Source organism: Niallia sp. CD-39, from assembly GCF_059874745.1.
In genome coordinates this window covers 22235-38471 of record NZ_JCBCPS010000006.1, presented here as the reverse complement: position 1 = coordinate 38471, position 16237 = coordinate 22235, and the positions used below count along the sequence as shown (strand labels likewise).

Annotated in this window: 16 protein-coding genes and 1 other annotated feature; of the genes, 4 read left to right on the top strand and 12 right to left on the bottom strand. The window is 36.6% G+C overall.

The annotated features are described in order from the left end of the window. Nucleotides 1-304 precede the first annotated feature (304 nt). The 7 genes from AC6F34_RS13475 to AC6F34_RS13445 form a co-directional block, all read right to left on the bottom strand. The gene (locus AC6F34_RS13475) at nt 305-2041 is read right to left on the bottom strand and encodes an ABC transporter ATP-binding protein (protein WP_500772987.1); all 1737 of its coding nucleotides are present in this window, start codon (nt 2039-2041) and stop codon (nt 305-307) included. After that, nucleotides 2038-3780, bottom strand: a complete 1743-nt coding sequence (locus AC6F34_RS13470) for an ABC transporter ATP-binding protein (protein WP_500772985.1) — start codon at nt 3778-3780, stop codon at nt 2038-2040. The genes AC6F34_RS13475 and AC6F34_RS13470 overlap by 4 nt, the downstream gene beginning before the upstream one ends. 422 nt (nt 3781-4202) lie before the next feature. After that, entirely contained in the window at nt 4203-4637 is a 435-nt protein-coding gene (locus tag AC6F34_RS13465; RefSeq protein ID WP_500772983.1) for a PaaI family thioesterase, read from the bottom strand. A gap of 16 nt (nt 4638-4653) precedes the next feature. Continuing rightward, nucleotides 4654-5220 carry a GNAT family N-acetyltransferase gene (locus tag AC6F34_RS13460; protein ID WP_500772981.1) on the bottom strand — a complete coding sequence of 189 codons (567 nt, stop codon included), beginning with the start codon at nt 5218-5220 and terminating at the stop codon, nt 4654-4656. Between the two features lie 693 nt (nt 5221-5913). Then, complete coding sequence (locus AC6F34_RS13455) at nt 5914-6201, bottom strand: helix-hairpin-helix domain-containing protein (protein ID WP_500772979.1); 288 nt, start codon at nt 6199-6201, stop codon at nt 5914-5916. A gap of 32 nt (nt 6202-6233) precedes the next feature. Further along, complete coding sequence (locus tag AC6F34_RS13450; RefSeq protein WP_500772977.1) at nt 6234-6809, bottom strand: nucleotidyltransferase family protein; 576 nt, start codon at nt 6807-6809, stop codon at nt 6234-6236. 11 nt (nt 6810-6820) lie between these two features. Continuing rightward, nucleotides 6821-7216, bottom strand: a complete 396-nt coding sequence (locus AC6F34_RS13445) for a hypothetical protein (protein WP_500772975.1) — start codon at nt 7214-7216, stop codon at nt 6821-6823. 84 nt (nt 7217-7300) lie between these two features. Between AC6F34_RS13445 and AC6F34_RS13440 the strand changes: the two genes are divergently transcribed. Further along, complete coding sequence (locus AC6F34_RS13440; RefSeq protein ID WP_500772973.1) at nt 7301-7948, top strand: SDR family oxidoreductase; 648 nt, start codon at nt 7301-7303, stop codon at nt 7946-7948. A gap of 277 nt (nt 7949-8225) precedes the next feature. Here AC6F34_RS13440 and AC6F34_RS13435 read toward each other — a convergent pair whose 3' ends face one another. From AC6F34_RS13435 to AC6F34_RS13425, 3 genes are all read right to left on the bottom strand, one after another. Then, nucleotides 8226-8645 carry a hypothetical protein gene (locus AC6F34_RS13435; protein WP_500772971.1) on the bottom strand — a complete coding sequence of 140 codons (420 nt, stop codon included), beginning with the start codon at nt 8643-8645 and terminating at the stop codon, nt 8226-8228. Between the two features lie 221 nt (nt 8646-8866). Next, nucleotides 8867-9772 (bottom strand): aminoglycoside phosphotransferase family protein, encoded by a 906-nt coding sequence (locus AC6F34_RS13430; RefSeq protein ID WP_500772969.1) that lies wholly within the window; start codon nt 9770-9772, stop codon nt 8867-8869. Nucleotides 9773-10096: 324 nt separating this feature from the next. Further along, nucleotides 10097-10507 (bottom strand): carboxymuconolactone decarboxylase family protein, encoded by a 411-nt coding sequence (locus AC6F34_RS13425; protein WP_500772968.1) that lies wholly within the window; start codon nt 10505-10507, stop codon nt 10097-10099. Between the two features lie 121 nt (nt 10508-10628). Here AC6F34_RS13425 and AC6F34_RS13420 point away from each other — a divergent pair, with 121 nt between their 5' ends. From AC6F34_RS13420 to AC6F34_RS13410, 3 genes are all read left to right on the top strand, one after another. Further along, nucleotides 10629-11069 carry an Lrp/AsnC family transcriptional regulator gene (locus tag AC6F34_RS13420; RefSeq protein ID WP_500772966.1) on the top strand — a complete coding sequence of 147 codons (441 nt, stop codon included), beginning with the start codon at nt 10629-10631 and terminating at the stop codon, nt 11067-11069. Nucleotides 11070-11215: 146 nt separating this feature from the next. After that, a complete protein-coding gene (gene solA, locus AC6F34_RS13415; protein ID WP_500772964.1) occupies nt 11216-12346 on the top strand; it encodes an N-methyl-L-tryptophan oxidase in 1131 nt (376 codons plus the stop codon). A gap of 209 nt (nt 12347-12555) precedes the next feature. After that, nucleotides 12556-12888: a cupin domain-containing protein gene (locus AC6F34_RS13410; RefSeq protein WP_500772962.1), complete on the top strand. Its 333-nt coding sequence runs from the start codon at nt 12556-12558 to the stop codon at nt 12886-12888. A gap of 191 nt (nt 12889-13079) precedes the next feature. Here the strand turns inward: AC6F34_RS13410 and AC6F34_RS13405 are convergent, their stop codons facing one another. Then, a complete protein-coding gene (locus tag AC6F34_RS13405; RefSeq protein WP_500772960.1) occupies nt 13080-13994 on the bottom strand; it encodes a tetratricopeptide repeat protein in 915 nt (304 codons plus the stop codon). 194 nt (nt 13995-14188) lie between these two features. Beyond that, on the bottom strand, nt 14189-15883 hold the full coding sequence (gene argS, locus AC6F34_RS13400) for an arginine--tRNA ligase (protein ID WP_500772958.1): 1695 nt from the start codon (nt 15881-15883) through the stop codon (nt 14189-14191). Nucleotides 15884-15959: 76 nt separating this feature from the next. Continuing rightward, nucleotides 15960-16185 (bottom strand) — a binding site (T-box leader). Nucleotides 16186-16237: the final 52 nt, after the last annotated feature.

Below are 16237 nucleotides of genomic sequence, written 5' to 3'. Positions count from 1 at the left end.
CTTCCTCATTTCCTTTCAATCTATGAGGAGCTTTGCTTTCAAACTGGATTGGAATATGATGAAAAGTATATATTGAGTATAATTAAACTAGTTTATAAGTAACTGTAGTTTATCTTTAAACCTTTTCATGAGCTAAATGATATATCGTTTTTTATAGGCTGAACGTCTATGGTTTGATACCCGTGGTATGAACTCTAGAATCAGCAACTTTCTCTTCAGAATCAGCAACTTTCTCTCTAGAATCAGCAACTCACCCAAAATATGAAAAAGAGCCATTCTCCTTAGAAAATGGCTCCACATATCTTTACATTTGCAATGATTTTGCTTGCATTTGGTACATTTGCTCGTAGATTCCACCTTGGTCTATGAGCTCATCATGTGTGCCTTGTTCTTTGATGACACCACGCTCTAAAACGAGAATGCGATCTGCGTTTTTAATGGTTGAAAGACGGTGGGCGATAATAAATGTTGTTCGCCCTTTTTTTAATACCTCCATCGCATGCTGAATGATTTCTTCTGTCTCAGTATCGATGTTGCTTGTCGCTTCATCTAGTATGAGAATCGCAGGATCAAATGCTAACGCTCGTGCAAAGGAAATCAACTGACGTTGCCCTGATGACAATGTGCTTCCCTTCTCAATTACTGGCTCGTCAATGCCCTTTTCAAGGTGGGAAAAGACACGCTCAGCTCCAACGGCTTTTAATGCTTCTTCCACTTGTTTACGAGAAATTCTGGGGTCATTTAGACTTACGTTTGTAGCAATCGTTCCTGTGAACAAATATGGATCCTGCAATACAATGCCCATATGCTCTCTAAACGTTTGTCTTGGAACAGATGTTACATCCGTTCCATCGATGAACACTCTTCCTTTTGATGGATCATAAAAACGGAACAGTAAATTCATGATTGAGCTCTTCCCAGATCCTGTATGACCGACGAGTGCAACAGTTTCCCCTTGTTTCGCTTCAAATGAAATGTTCTTCAGCACATACTCATCATCCTTATAGGCAAAGGTTACATCATCAAAAACAACATTCCCTTTGTATCGTTCCATCGTTTCTTCAGAGACCGTTTCGCCCTTCATATCGAGAACCTCAAAAACACGTTCCCCGGCAATTAATGAGCGCTCCATTTGTGAAAACTGATTGACGACGTTCGTGATCGGATTAAATAATCTCGTTAAATAATCAACAAATGCATAAAGCGTTCCAGCTGAAATGATTTCTGTTGTCGTCATCGATTGCGTTCCAAAATACACGATAAAAATGGCAAACATGATTAATCTTAACGTGTTAACTAAGTTAAACGACGTTGCTGAATCAAGAAACAACAATTTGCGCTGGTAATGATAATGTTCATTATTCATATCATCAAATTCTTGCGTCATCTGTTTCTCACGACGAAACGCTTGAATGATTGACATTCCATGGATGGATTCATTGATCATCGCATTCAAATCAGCAATTTTCGTACGAATAACATGATTATACTTAGACGCATACCTTCGATATAAAATCATCCACACATAAATTATTGGCATCATCACCAATGCAATCAATGCCATCTTCCAGTTCAGAATAAACAAAGCAATATATACACCTAAGATAGAAATAAAGCTAGTTGCAAAGTTCGATAATACTTGGACGTATAAATTCCGAATTGCCTCCGTATCATTCGTTACTCTCGCGACAATTTTCCCTGCTGGAAGCTGATCAAAATATTCAATCGGCAACGTTTGAATATGACCGAAAACATCTTTCCTAAGCTTTTGTACCACTCGGTTTGCTCCCATTTGCAAGTAGATATACATAAAGTAGCGGAATAGCGCCGAAAGCATTGCCAATACAAAATACAAGATTAACAGCCAGACTATTGGCTGTACTTCAAGTGATCCTAGTGTCATATACTCATCAATGATGTATTTTGCAATGAATGGTCCAGCCAGTTCCGTAATAACAGCAAATGTTAAAAAGAATAAACCTAAAAATATCGGCCCTTTAAATAGAAGTGCATAGTTTGTTAATCGTTTCCCTGTACTCATGACGCACCTCCCTCTAACTGCTGGCGGTCAAACTGTTCTTTATACCAGCCGTTCATCTTAACTAACTCATCATGTGTACCTTGCTCTACAATTTTCCCTTCGTTCAGAACAATGATTTGTTCCGCATGTTGAACTCCTGACAAACGGTGTGTCGTAATAATCGTAGTTTTTCCGCTTCTCTCTTCTTGAATGTTTTGAATGATTCTAGCCTCTGTCTTCGCATCAACAGCCGAGAGTGAATCATCCAAGATAAGAATTTCCGGATCTTTTATTAAAGCACGTGCGATTGAAACTCGTTGCTTTTGCCCACCTGATAGGGAAACGCCTTTCTCACCAACAAGCGTTTCTAGACCTCTTGGAAGATTCGCTAAATCCTTTTCAAAAGCTGCTAATCGAATCGCATGGTCAACTTCTTCTTTCGTAGCGTCCTCTTTTCCAAAAAGAATATTTTCTCGAATCGTCCGTGAAAAAAGAACATGATCCTGCGGTACATATCCAATCCAATCAAGCACCTTCTCCTTTGATTGAGAAGCAATGTCTATCCCATCGATAACAAGCTGACCTTGATCGATTGGATATTCTCTCAATAATTGACGCAAGAATGTCGTCTTTCCTGCTCCTGTTTTTCCTACAATCCCTAACGTTTCGCCTTTTTTCAACCGTAAAGAGATATGTTCAAGGTTTTTCACCTGACTAGTTGGATATTGGAACATCAGGTCTTGAAAGCCAATCGAACTTGGTGTTTGCACATCCTGAAGCTTTGTAGCATTTTCAACATCGGCTTTGTAATCTAATGAGCCCTGAACACGATCAAGGGATGCATTTCCTTGCTGCATGACATTGATTAACTCACCAATTGCGAAAATCGGCCATACGGCCATACCTAAATACACATTAAATGTAACGAGCTGCCCAACTGTTAATTCACCATTTGATACAAGCACTGCTCCATAACCGAGAGCAACCACATAGCTAATTCCTGTTCCAACTCGTGTAATTGGTCCAAATAATGCATTGATTTTTACAGTGTGCATGTTTTTCTCATACACTTCTTCACTCATGTTTGCAAACTTAGTTTCATCCTTTTTCTCCTGCACATAGGCACGAATGACCCTGACACCTGTTACTGACTCCAATACACCATCGTTCAACTCACCAAAAGAGTCCTGAGCCTTCATAAATCGCTCATGAACTAGCTTGCCTAAGTACTGAATCAGGATCGCCATAATTGGCACAGGAAGCATTGCAAAAAACGTCAATTTCCATGAAATCAACACACCCATCGCAATGATGATTGTACCTAAAAACAATGTAGCATCAATCAATGTCATAATTCCGAACCCTGCTGTTAAGGAAACTGCGTTCAAATCATTCGTTGCTCTCGCCATTAAATCCCCAGTACGATTCTTCTCATAAAAAGTCGGCGTCATCCTTAAAAAGTGAAGCATTAACTTTCTACGCATCAATTTTTCAAGGTTTAATGCTCCCTCAAACAAGCGATATTGCCAAATGAAATTTAATATATACCCTATGACAATAATGCCTACAAAGATGAGAATATATTGCCCTAATAAGCGGCTTGTCATTTCCTGCTCAGTAATAACGTCAATGATTTCTCCTAATAAAAATGGCGGAATAACTTCTAAAAATGTTGCAATGATTAATAAAAAAATCGCAACCGTATATTGCTTCCAATACTTTTTAAAGAACCACCCTAGCTTCCCTAAAACATCAAACAATTGCTACACCTACTTTCCAAAAAGCCCCTCCACGGAGGCTACCCACTGTCTGAATAATCCTTGATAAAATGAAATAACCTTTGAGCTCCCAACATATAAACCCTCTCCTTTTCTCTTTTTCACTACATAGAAGAATCAATTTTCCAACAAAAAGATGCATACCCTAAAATGAGCATGCATCTCCAAGAAAGGTATAAGGGTGAACTCCACCCTTATATGTTACGTATGAAATAGTTATTCAATACAAAACAGGAATGGAGCAATATTCAATTATCGTCAAAATATGTAGATCACGTTTCATTGCCCATTCCTCCTTTCAATTTATTAGTTGTTTGATTCGATTCAATTGTATAGTGCTCTTGCAGATTACCATCATTTTCATATAAATGTCAATAGTCAGATAACGGAAATTTTACTTTTCTCTATCGTCCTTGCCCTTTTTCACCTTTTAACACCATGCACGTACTTGTTGCATGAGCAACGATGCTGCCCGATTCATCATAGACATGACATTCCATTAAACCAATCGTTCCGCCACGCTTTATTAACTTCGCAACAGCCTTTAGCTTTGTTTTCCATACTGGCTTTAGGAAATTTAATTTAATATCGACAGATGTATACGTTTCACCATCTTGGAGCGTTGTAGCAAATGCTGTTCCCATGGCAGCATCTGCAATATCACATAGCACGCCACCATGTAATGTACCCATCGGGTTGTAATGCTTTTCAGATGTTTCCATTTCAAAAACGCTCATGCCCTCATCTAATTCCGTAACAGTAAACCCAATCAATTGCGCAATTGGAGGTGGTGGCACATCCCCTGCCATCATTTTCTTCATTTGCTCTAACCGATTCATCTGCCCTACCTCCACATTAGTACTTAATCTTCTCATACTCAGGTTTAATCATTGAATACATATACAAATCGTCGAATTTATTATTCGTATATTCATAGCTTCGTAGGAGTCCCTCTTGAACAAAATAATGCTTCTCAAAAAGTTTTTTCGACGCAATGTTCTCTGGCTCTATAAGTGCCTCAATTCTTTGTAAGCCTAATTGTTCAAACCCGTAACGTATAACCGCCTTTAATACTTCGCCTGCGACGCCATTTCCCCAATATGTACGATGAAGCTCTATGCCAATTTCTGCTCGATAATGTTTTGGCGATACATTTAGAAAGCCACAGCTGCCAATCATTTGGTCTTGGTCTTTAAGTGTAATTCCCCAGCGAATTCCCGTGTTGCTGTTATAAATCGATTTGTACCAAGAAATTTCATCCTTCGCATCATTCACCGTTAAAAATGGTTCTAACCCCATATGACGCACGACCTCGGGATCAGACATATATGTAAGGATATCATTTGCATCATCTTCTGTTACTTCCCTAAGTCTCAACCGCTCTGTTTCAAGTCCAGGAAACAGAGATAACTTTTGAATCATAGTACCTCTCCTTTTTATGTGTTACCACTATTGTAAACAAATTATTGTCATTTAGGGAATCATTATTTCACTATTCAGATCATAATAAAAGTGGCATGTTATCGATTTTTCTTCATCCAATTTTTTCAAGGTTGGATTGTAATAAAGTTAGTTCTATCTAGGAGAGTGAATCGGGTGCATAAGCGAGCACTTTTAATTATTTGATTCGTTTTTATTTTCATTGCATTTAAACCAAATCAATCGATTCCCACATCTAGCTTTGAGATGGAGCAACATGATTTAATCGACTCCCTAAAGCAGCAAATCCATAGTTTAGAAATCGAGATAAACGAAATGCAAACTGAAAAACTCCCTCAAATGACCAAATTATTGAATTTACACTCGGACATTATGCATCGTACTTTCGATTATGATACTGACATACTAGACGATGTTTCAGTTTTTAATGAAGAAGTGTATCTTACATTAACTTACAAAGACAAGATTCAAATGCTTCTAACGGGTTTAGGCTTGTCGACACAAACAAAGGACAGCAGACGATTACGCTTTCTCGTGAAATAGCACTTGTCCTAAATGGATTGAACCCTGAATACATAGAATAGGATGAGCTCAAGCCATATCCTGCTTTTATAAAGCTTTACAAAAAAGGAGATTTGGTCCCTTTCGTCCAGGAAATTTACATTCCTTAACACATTAGTTCTTAAAAGCCAAGCCTTCTTCAGCAAGTGCAGCTCTTAATGTGGGCAGAGATTTAGGTCCAACTCCATGCAACGCTAAAATTTCCTTTTCTGTATAGTTCGCCAGCTGTACTAATGTTACTATGCCTTCATGAACTAAAGCGCTGCTTGCTGGTCTTGATAACTTCGCTAAAAAGCCTTCCTTAGGTTTTTTTTCTTTTTCACACTTAGGACACGTTGGACAATCACTGCTTTTATAGTAAACATGCCCAGCATCACATGTTCTTTTTTCTTTAACCCTCATTTTGAAAAACCTCCTCAATTTTATTATAAGGATTATGATTCGTGTGGATTAACCCATTTAATTTGAACTTTTCCCCACGTTTTCTCCCATTGCTTTTTCTTTACACGATGTTCATAGATTTTATATTTTTCATTAAGAAATGTTGGCGTCGGTTTAACGATCATTTGTAAGACATCTTGTACTCCATGTGGTGCGAATAGCTTTAATTCATTTTCTTCATCAAGCTTCACGGCTAATGCTGTTACTGTCTCAGGAAATTGTGAAATTCCATCTCTTGCAGAGGTATATGGATAGTTGTCATTCATGACATGCATCCTTGCTTGGTTTTTCACTGACCATGGAACATTAGGGAGTAGTTGATTCAGCTTTTTTTCTAAGATTTTTTCTGTATCTTCATTCGAATCACTCGGATCAAAATAGACGACATCTACGTCTGGCAATGGCGTTTTTTCTTTGAATTCATGCAATGTATCCCAAATCTTCGAGCGCACAAAACCTGCACACACCCACCAATCTGGAAGATCGAGTTTTTTTGCTGCATGTATGACTTCCATCATTTCTTGATCGTCTCTGATCCATTTTAATATGTCCTTTTCATTGAGTATCATCAATTCTCCCCCTACTTTTGGCTCTCATCTAATAATATATACTCAGCATTTTCTAATCTAGTTTGAATCGTATAATCCTCTTCAATAACAAATTGGTCGCAGTATTCGCTCGCTGCTTCTTTCGTTGCATGATCAGAATGATAGTCAACCAGTGTTTCCTTTGCAGTTACGGTACATCGATAGCCTTGATCTGTTTGTGAAACATTAATTGCATCAACGGTAATTTCAACTGAGTTCACAACAATTGGTCTAAATAGATAGATTACGAATGCACTAAGAATGAGGAGTACACCGATCACAATTGTTAATGAACCGTAGCGTTTCTCCATTTTCACCATTATAAGTGAAGCGCCGAGGGCAACGATACCCATTCCTACTGCAAATAAGACTAGACCGAGAATGTACATAAAAATCTCCTTATCACGTTTATTTTGAACGAACATGGGAACAAAATTAATAGAATATAATCTTATAACATATGGAGTGATATCATGAAAGTCTTGATTGTTGGTGCAAATGGACAAATCGGAAAACACACAGTAAATAAAATGATGAAACATACAGATTTATCCCCAACTGCAATGGTTAGAAAACAAGAGCAGATGGCTTATTTTGAAGAAGTAGGGATATCCTCAACCCTTGGCGATTTATCATCAAACATCGATGAGTTAGCCGAGGTTTTCAAAGGACATGATGCAATTGTATTCACTGCAGGGTCTGGCGGACATACAGGAGCAGATCAGACGATGATGATTGATCTAGATGGTGCGATTAAGTCAATGGAAGCAGCTAAAGTAGCTGGCATTAAACGTTTTGTAATTGTAAGTGCCATGGGAGTGAATGATCGAGAAAAATGGATGAAGAGTGCTCCATACTACAGTGCTGCTAAATACTACGCTGATGTTTGGTTAATTAACAGTGGACTAGACTATACCATTATACGCCCTGGCCTTTTAACCGATGATACCGAAACTAAAAAAGTAACCGTCGCAACAGAACTTGACTATGGAAAAATCCCAAGGGAGGATGTAGCAAATACAATTATACACACTTTACTAGACTCCAACACAATTGGAAAAGCGTTTGACTTGATTGGTGGAGAGCATGATATTTCAACTGCACTTAAATCCATTCACTAATTAGGGGGCTCCATTTGCGGGCCCTCTTTCGATGCTTTCTACCTTTATCATTTATTGCGGTGAAATTTAAAATAGATTAACTAGAGAGCTTCATGATCATCAATGTACAAATCGCTAATTCAGTTCCTAGCCATATGATCACTTCTTGGACTTATTTGTAAAAAAGACTGTCGTTTCGACTAAAATCCCATTAAAAACATCCAATCTTCATTAAATTACATGAAAATTTTAGATACATTAAGCCCGTTACGTGAATACCTTTATTCATTTCACACAATCACTGCTTTTCTTCTAACCATTGTGCTACTTTCCTATCCATCTCTTTTTGTAAATCTTCTATATTACCACTATGTTGATTGGCTAATTTCAAATATTTTTTCGGAAACATTTCTTCTAGGGAGGACAGATACAAACTTCCATCTTGTGGCTCTGTATATTCAGTAACAGAATACTTCTCTCCACTTTTACTTAATCGAATGACAGCAGGTAACGAGTGTCCAGATTGTGTTTCTATTCCAGTGGCTCTATTAAAACCGCCATAATAAGACCACATAAACACGTCTATTCCCTTTTCTGATTCTTGTGTACCATATATTTCATGAACTTCAAATTGCTTTTCTGTTTCAAAATAAGAAGATGAATATTTTTGGATAATATAATCAGAAATAACCTCATTCATTTCTTCACTTATATACATATCCCATCTCGTAAGTTACCACCACTAGCATCACAACCAACTAATAGTAACGCTCCACATAATATTAATAAAATACTAGATTTGAATGTACTCCTCAAATGACCTCCTCCTCTCATTTATTAAATGTATAATCTTAAGTTCAGTACTAAAGTCTTCCTAATGGTTGGCAGCTGATTAATCGCTTTACCACTATATAAAAGTACTTCTGTGAACAGTCCTCTCTATCTATACCACTTAGGGATTAAACTGTTAAAGTAATCATGATCGTCTAAATACAGATATACTCGATTTAGCATATCGTCCATATTGTTTGGAATCGTTCTTAACGTCCAAACTACTGTTGAGAAAACACACATTGCCATGTATAGTGAATACAATCTCCAAAAGTCTTCATCAGGTTCTTTATTATTAAAATAACCTCTGATTTGTCCGATTGAGAAAGGAATGCTTTCTCTTCGGCTAAAAATTCCTATCTTTAGAAATTCATGAATTGGATCTCCCCAATCATACCTGTTAAAGTCTATCACTCCAGCAAATTTTTTATGATTCACAATGATGTTGCCAAGATGAAAATCATCATGTTGAAGCTTGTTTGGCCGATTTTTTAAAAGATGAATATTTTCATCTATAAAATCCATCAGTTTTTGGTCATTTTTAACCTTCACATTACTAGTTAAGTAAGCCTCAATATACTTCCTATGCTTTTCAACTTTCCTTGTATACCACGAAGAGATATGTTCTGGCGCAGAGAATTCATGCATTTTTTTTAATTCTTTTCCCGCCTCTAGACCAATATTAAATTGTTCTTGATCTGAGTACCTTGAAATTTCACTCTCAGCATCCTTCCCCTCTATGTATGATGTAATCATATATCCTTGATTCTCTATTTCACCAATTGAAATCGGTTGTGAACAAGCAACGTTATAATCCCTCATTCTTTGCAAAATAGAGTATTCCGTCTTCTTAAATTCCAACTCTTCTAAATTAAATGTACGAAGAAATAGCTTATTGTTATTCTGCATATGGATTAGATATTTTTTATCAGAGGAATATCCCTTCTTTATTTCAATCGCTCCTTTACAATCACTTACTATCGGAATCTGTTTGATTAATGCTATAATCGACATCTTTACCTCCTATATTTTTTTGATTCTATGATAATTCATCAATCTTCTAGATTTCGATGATCTCACAACATTTCCTGCTTTTTATTGACTGCACCTTCAGTTGGAAGAATGACATTTTTTAGACTCCTGCCATCCGTTTTCTTATGTAAAAAAGGTTCCAGTGAAAAGGGTGAATATAATCGTATCATCAAAATACTTGTATGATGTTTATAAAGACTTCGTTATCATTTCAACCTACACCTTTAATTGAATTAGAAAAGCTGCCTGATTAGGCAGCTAGAGTAAAAGCATCTTTTATTCTAGAAAGAGCATAACAGTTTATAGCTATTCTGCGCCTAACTTCATAATTGCACCGAATTGTTGTGACGCTGTTGTAAATGCAATAAATGCACAAAGCTCACTAATTTCTGCATCAGAAAAATAACACCTCAGTACATTAAATTGAGCATCTAATAGATCCCCTTTTTGTTCTAAAAAGGCCTCTGCAAATCCGACTGCCAAAGATATTTTCTCGTCAAACAATTGAGGTTCTGGTTTTCCTTTTGCCTTGCAATACTCACAACCATTTCTTTGAGCTAGTGTTCTTCTAACTTGCTCTTTTAGACGAGACGATAGATTCATATCTTTCGCGAGTACATCTCCTAATTGATTCCATCCAGTTAACACATCTTTATTATGCCCTAAAAGTCTTTGAAATGAGGTCACCCCAAATTCAGATTCAGTGATTCTTGTCAAAATGAAAACCTCCTTGTAGTATTTATGTTATCGAATGCATCCAAAGAAATGAATTAAATACGCAACTCATTTTGCACATATTCTTTTATAAATTAATATAAAATGGAGGATTTCTTTAAAAATGAAAATTGATACGATTGATAAGAAAATCATTGATGAGTTAAGTAAAAATAGTCGGTTATCGATGAGTGAACTTGGAAGAAGAATTAATTTATCTTCACCCTCTGTAACAGAAAGGGTCCGACAAATGGAGTCATTTGGAGTAATAAAGAAGTATACATTAGAAATCGATTATGCTAAATTAGGAGATCCTATTCAATGTATGATAGAGGCAACTGTTAAAAATGGTGATTATCATTCTTTTAAAGAATATATTGAAAGTCTTCCAAATGTAGAGTTTTGTTATCGAATTGCTGGGAACGCCTGTTATATGCTAAAAATGCAATTCGATACATTTGAAAAAGCAGAAGAATTTATTGATAAAATTAATCCTTATGCTCATACGGTTACACATTTTATTTTTTCTAAAGTCCAGACGTATTTAAGATTCGGTTCGGACTAAATTCTTGAACCTCTAATCCTTCCTATTCGTTGTAGAATTTTCAAGGAGACTTGACACCTTTTTTAACAAAATATATGATTTCTCTACATAAATAGCAGTAGAAACAAATGTAGGATAGAGATTGTCGCAAAGTGAGGTAGGAACAAATGCTAGATTATGATGTAATAGTAGTTGGAGCGGGCTCTATGGGAATGGCTGCCGGCTATTACTTATCCTTAAAAGGAAAAAAAGTTCTTCTATTAGATTCTCATCACCCTCCCCATGATAAAGGGAGTCATCACGGTGAAACAAGAATTATTAGACATGCGTATGGCGAAGGAGAAGAGTATGTTCCTTTAGCACTAAAAGCACAAGATTTATGGTATGAGTTAGAGAGAGAAACAGGAAAGCAGTTCTTTTTAAAAACAGGGGTGCTAAATGTAGGCAAAGAAACGTCTACTGCCATTCAAAACATAATTTCTAGCTCTAAGCGCTATTCTCTTCCACTCGAAATAATGAGTGCAGGTGATATTAAAGCCCGTTGGCCAGGTATCACGTTACCAAGTGATTATATCGGTTGCTATGAACCAACATCTGGTGTTCTTCGATGTGAAGAGTGTATCGAGGCCTATCGTGAACTTGCGATTTTAAACGGCGTTACTATATTAACAAATAGTAGAGTGTCATCTGTTATTGCTGAAGAAAACAGAGTCGTTGTATCAACAGGTTCAAACTCTTTTACTTCTCAATCATTAGTCTTAACTGCTGGTGCATGGACCAATCAATTGTTATCAACACTGAACTTGAACTTGCCGCTTAATCCTGTAAGAAAGACTTTTGCCTGGTTTGATGTGGATGAAAAGATTTACGGAGAGAAACATTTCCCTGCATTCAGTTTTGACACACCGAATGGAATGTACTATGGGTTCCCTAGCATTCAAAAAGTTGGCTTAAAGCTAGGAAGACACGATGGTGGAGATCCAATACATCCAGATGAAGGAATGAAACCTTTTGGTGAGGTAACCGGAGACAAGAAAGACTTAACACAATTTTTAACGAATTTCATGCCTAACACCAAAGAATTATTATATGGGAAAACTTGTTCATATACATTAACACCTGATGAGGATTTTATTGTAGATCTACATCCAGACCATCCAAATATCGCGATTGCTGCAGGATTTTCAGGTCATGGTTTTAAGTTTAGCAGCGTAATAGGAAAAATCCTAACCGAGTTAATAGTAGATGGAAAGACAAAAGAAAATATAGATATATTTGCTATTAAGCGATTTTATTAAGGGAAAAGAGAAACCTTTGTTGTATGGGGTTTCTCTTTTCATTCTTCTACCTCGTTCATTTCTTTCACAAAGAAACATCTAAAAATAGAATCGACTGTTCATTACTTCTACAATATCTTACTGTTAAAAGTTAATTTTTGTCTATTTTCATTGTGCAAATGATACAATTTACATAGCTTAAATTATTGTTTCAGAAAGGAGAAGTATACTTGGAAAGTTTACCGCAAAAAATAAATTTATTAGCTCTAGTGTCTGATCTAACTGAATATAAGAATTTTGTCGTGTCAGAAATTAATGACCATGTTTTAAGAATCGCTGTAATAAATGGTGAATTTCATTGGCATGAACATGAAACAGATGAACTATTCATGGTACTCGAAGGAGAACTCTTAATCGAATTAGAAAATGATCAAACGATTACATTACTGCCCGGTGAAATATTTAATGTTCCAGCACATATGCAACATAGAACACGATCTAATGGCAGGACTGTAAATCTCTGTTTCGAGAAAAAAGACAATGATATAAATGGATCTTCATAGTACCAATGTGTAATTGGTACTTTTTTAATCCATATTTCAAGTCAATTACACAAGATTTCGTTTTTCTTGTTTAACCTAGCCACTTTTGCTGCATAAGGAAAAGCTACCCGAATTGACAACCAACGAATATGTACCATTAGCTTAAATACAAAAATTCATAATTCGCTCATCCTATTTGCAGTCAATTCCTTTTATTTTTGATATTCATGATGATTATGCCTTTTACATCCAAAAAGATAGCATGTCCCAGCACGATAAGTTTCAAAATCCATTTGTGGAGCATATCCAGAGGTAATTAGCTCTACCATGTTTTTATACTGATTATTCTCTTCAATATAATCCTCAATTAACTCTTTCTTATCTATTTCAGTCCAGTTTTCTTCTACTTCTTCTTTCTTCACGTCTTCTATTTCTTTTTCCTTTTCTTTTATTACTTCTTGGATCACTTCATTTATACGTGAGAAATTATTCATTTTAAACAGTGCATAAACAAACCTGTGAACCCAATAAGGACTTTTCACATATTCTACATACCCTTTCTCAAACCATTGAATCGCTTCTACATAGCAATTCATTTCCATATATAAATCAGCTACATCGATTTCTCCCACAAAATCGTCAGCATTTGCGTTAAATGTATCCAACTTCTCTTTAGCTTCAGTTAATCTCCCAAGGTCAGTCAAACATTTTAGATGATTATACATCGTCCTGTCCGAATCTTCTGCGGCTCGTAAGAATAACTCTGAAGCAGCTTCCAGCTCTCCAAGATGATAATAAGCTATAGCTAAATTGTGATGTGCTTCATTGGAGGGCTGAATCAAAATGGCCTTTCGCAATGCAATTTTAGCTTCTTTCCATTTCTCTTTTTTAATGTAAATTTCCCCTAGAATGTTATAAGGAAAATTTGAGGAAGGCTGCATTTCAACCGCTTCTTTTATTAATTCAAGGGCTTTATCATCATTGTCTTCCTCATAAAAATACATCCATGCAAGATTATTAAGAGATTGTACATCTCTTGAATCTTGCACTGCTTGTTGAAACAGTTTCATTGCTTCTTCATATTTATTTTGTTCAAACATTTCAATTGCCTTTTGATTGGTGTTCAAATTTGTACCCCCGACGTTAGTTAATCATTGATAGATAAATCTATTTAAATAAAAGCATGTCATCTTAAAGTCAAGTCTTTCTTCCACTAAACGGTCTCGTAAGCCTTATTAAGAACAACTATTGATACAATAAGCAAAAAAATATAAGATCTTAAAGCCTTCTAAATCCACCGCGTCAACCACTTAACCTCCTCTTACATCTCATCTGGCGCATGTATTCCTAATAGACGCATTCCTTCTTGTAGAACAATTTTCACTGCGAGGACGAGCGATAATCTCGCTTTCATTTCCGGGTGCTCCTCAAGAATACGAATCGACGCATAAAATTTATTAAAAGCTCTTGCTATCTCAATTAATTGTTTAGCAAGTACCGATGGATCGTGTTCAGAAAATGCACGTGACACAGATTGAGGGAATTCCATTAACGACACAATCACCGGCCATGCTTGTTCATCATTCAGTTTTACTTCTAAAGCTGAGACTGAGTCACCGAGCTGCCCTTTTCTTAATAAAGAAGCTGCGCGTGCGTGTGAATATTGCACGTAAGGTCCCGTTTCTCCTTCAAACCGCAGCATCTCTTCTAGTGAAAACTCAATGTCATTTGAACGATGATTTTTCAAGTCATGAAACAGGACTGCGCCAATTCCAACATGCTTGGCAACCTCTTCTTTCCCACTTAAATAGGGATTCTTTGTATCGATGCCTGCTTTCGCTAACTCAATTGCTTCATTGATTACTTCTTCCAATAATACGACTTTCCCTTTACGAGTCGACATTTTCTTTCCATCTTTTAAAATCATTCCAAAAGGAATATGACTCATTTCCTCTTGCCACTCTAAGCCTAGCTTTTTCAAAACAGCCTTCACCTGTTGGAAATGAATTGTTTGTTCTTTCCCCACAACATAGAAGGACTTTGAAAAGGAATACGTATTTTGACGATAAAGAGCTGCTGCTAGATCTCGTGTTGCATATAGAGAAGCACCATCTTTTTTCTTAATTAAACAAGGAGGTAAACCTTCTTCATCTAAACGAACAACTTGGGCACCAGCTGACTCCTCTAAAAGATTATGATGTTCAAGTAATTGAACAACTTGTTCCATTTTGTCATTATAAAAAGCTTCGCCATGATAAGAATCAAAAGGTATTTCTAAAAGGTCATAGATTCTCTTAAACTCTTGTAGGGACACCTCACGAAACCATTCCCATAAATAACGTGCTTCCTGATCACCTGATTCCAGCTTCTTAAACCATTCTCTTCCTTGATCTTCTAAGCTCGGGTTTTCTTTCGCTTCATCATGGAATTGCACATACAGCTTAAACAGTTCTTGGATTGGGTTTTCTGAAACAGTTGTTTCGTTGCCCCAACGTTTATAGGCAACCATTAACTTCCCGAATTGTGTTCCCCAATCACCTATATGGTTAATACGGACAGCATGATACCCGTTTTTCTCTGCAAGTAAAGCTAAAGAATGCCCGATAATCGTTGAGCGCAGATGCCCCATTGAAAAAGGCTTTGCTATATTAGGAGAAGAGTAATCAATTGTGATTACTTTTCCATCGCCACTAAGGTTCTTACCGTATGAATGCTTCTGGGTCAGTATTTCTGTTAATACAATCTCTGCCATCCCCTTTTGATTCACAAAAAAGTTTACGTATCCACCTACAACTTCTACCTTATCTATTAGTGGATGCTTGATGTGTAGCGCTAGCTCTTCTGCAATCTTTTGGGGAGCTTCGCGCTTAACCTTAGCCAACTCAAAGCAAGGAAAGGCAAAATCTCCTTGATGAGAAAATCTTGGCTTTTCTATGAGTTTCCATATAGTTGATTTTGAAACTATTGATTGGAGTTGTTTCGTTAAAACTTCAGCAATCTGCTCTTTCACATACATCTTGGATTCTCCATTTCTAATTTGAATTGAGTTTGACGAAATCTACAGAGACAAAATAAAAAGCCCTCGCCTCTATAAAAGAGACGAGAGCTGATGATGTTCCCGTGGTACCACTCTAATTGCTTTTCTTTTCATACAAAAGAAAGCCACTTCCTACTGATAACGGGATGTCCCGTCTTTTCCTACTACTTTCAGAAAAAAACCTCAAAAGTGCGCTTCGTCCTATGCTCTGGTTAGGCTCCCACCATCCCTAACTCGCTAAAACATCCACATAAGATTACTCTCTTTATCATCGATTGACTATTTATTTCTATCCATTATATCCTTTTGGTTAAAAAATACAATGAAAATTTT

Coding starts and splice junctions, on each gene's coding strand:
- AC6F34_RS13475 (WP_500772987.1), bottom strand. CDS start 2,041: ATGAGTACAGGGAAACGATTAACAAACTATGCACTTCTATTTAAAGGG.
- AC6F34_RS13465 (WP_500772983.1), bottom strand. CDS start 4,637: ATGAATCGGTTAGAGCAAATGAAGAAAATGATGGCAGGGGATGTGCCA.
- AC6F34_RS13460 (WP_500772981.1), bottom strand. CDS start 5,220: ATGATTCAAAAGTTATCTCTGTTTCCTGGACTTGAAACAGAGCGGTTG.
- AC6F34_RS13455 (WP_500772979.1), bottom strand. CDS start 6,201: ATGAGGGTTAAAGAAAAAAGAACATGTGATGCTGGGCATGTTTACTAT.
- AC6F34_RS13450 (WP_500772977.1), bottom strand. CDS start 6,809: ATGATACTCAATGAAAAGGACATATTAAAATGGATCAGAGACGATCAA.
- AC6F34_RS13445 (WP_500772975.1), bottom strand. CDS start 7,216: ATGTACATTCTCGGTCTAGTCTTATTTGCAGTAGGAATGGGTATCGTT.
- AC6F34_RS13440 (WP_500772973.1), top strand. CDS start 7,301: ATGAAAGTCTTGATTGTTGGTGCAAATGGACAAATCGGAAAACACACA.
- AC6F34_RS13435 (WP_500772971.1), bottom strand. CDS start 8,645: ATGTATATAAGTGAAGAAATGAATGAGGTTATTTCTGATTATATTATC.
- AC6F34_RS13430 (WP_500772969.1), bottom strand. CDS start 9,772: ATGTCGATTATAGCATTAATCAAACAGATTCCGATAGTAAGTGATTGT.
- AC6F34_RS13420 (WP_500772966.1), top strand. CDS start 10,629: ATGAAAATTGATACGATTGATAAGAAAATCATTGATGAGTTAAGTAAA.
- solA (WP_500772964.1), top strand. CDS start 11,216: ATGCTAGATTATGATGTAATAGTAGTTGGAGCGGGCTCTATGGGAATG.
- argS (WP_500772958.1), bottom strand. CDS start 15,883: ATGTATGTGAAAGAGCAGATTGCTGAAGTTTTAACGAAACAACTCCAA.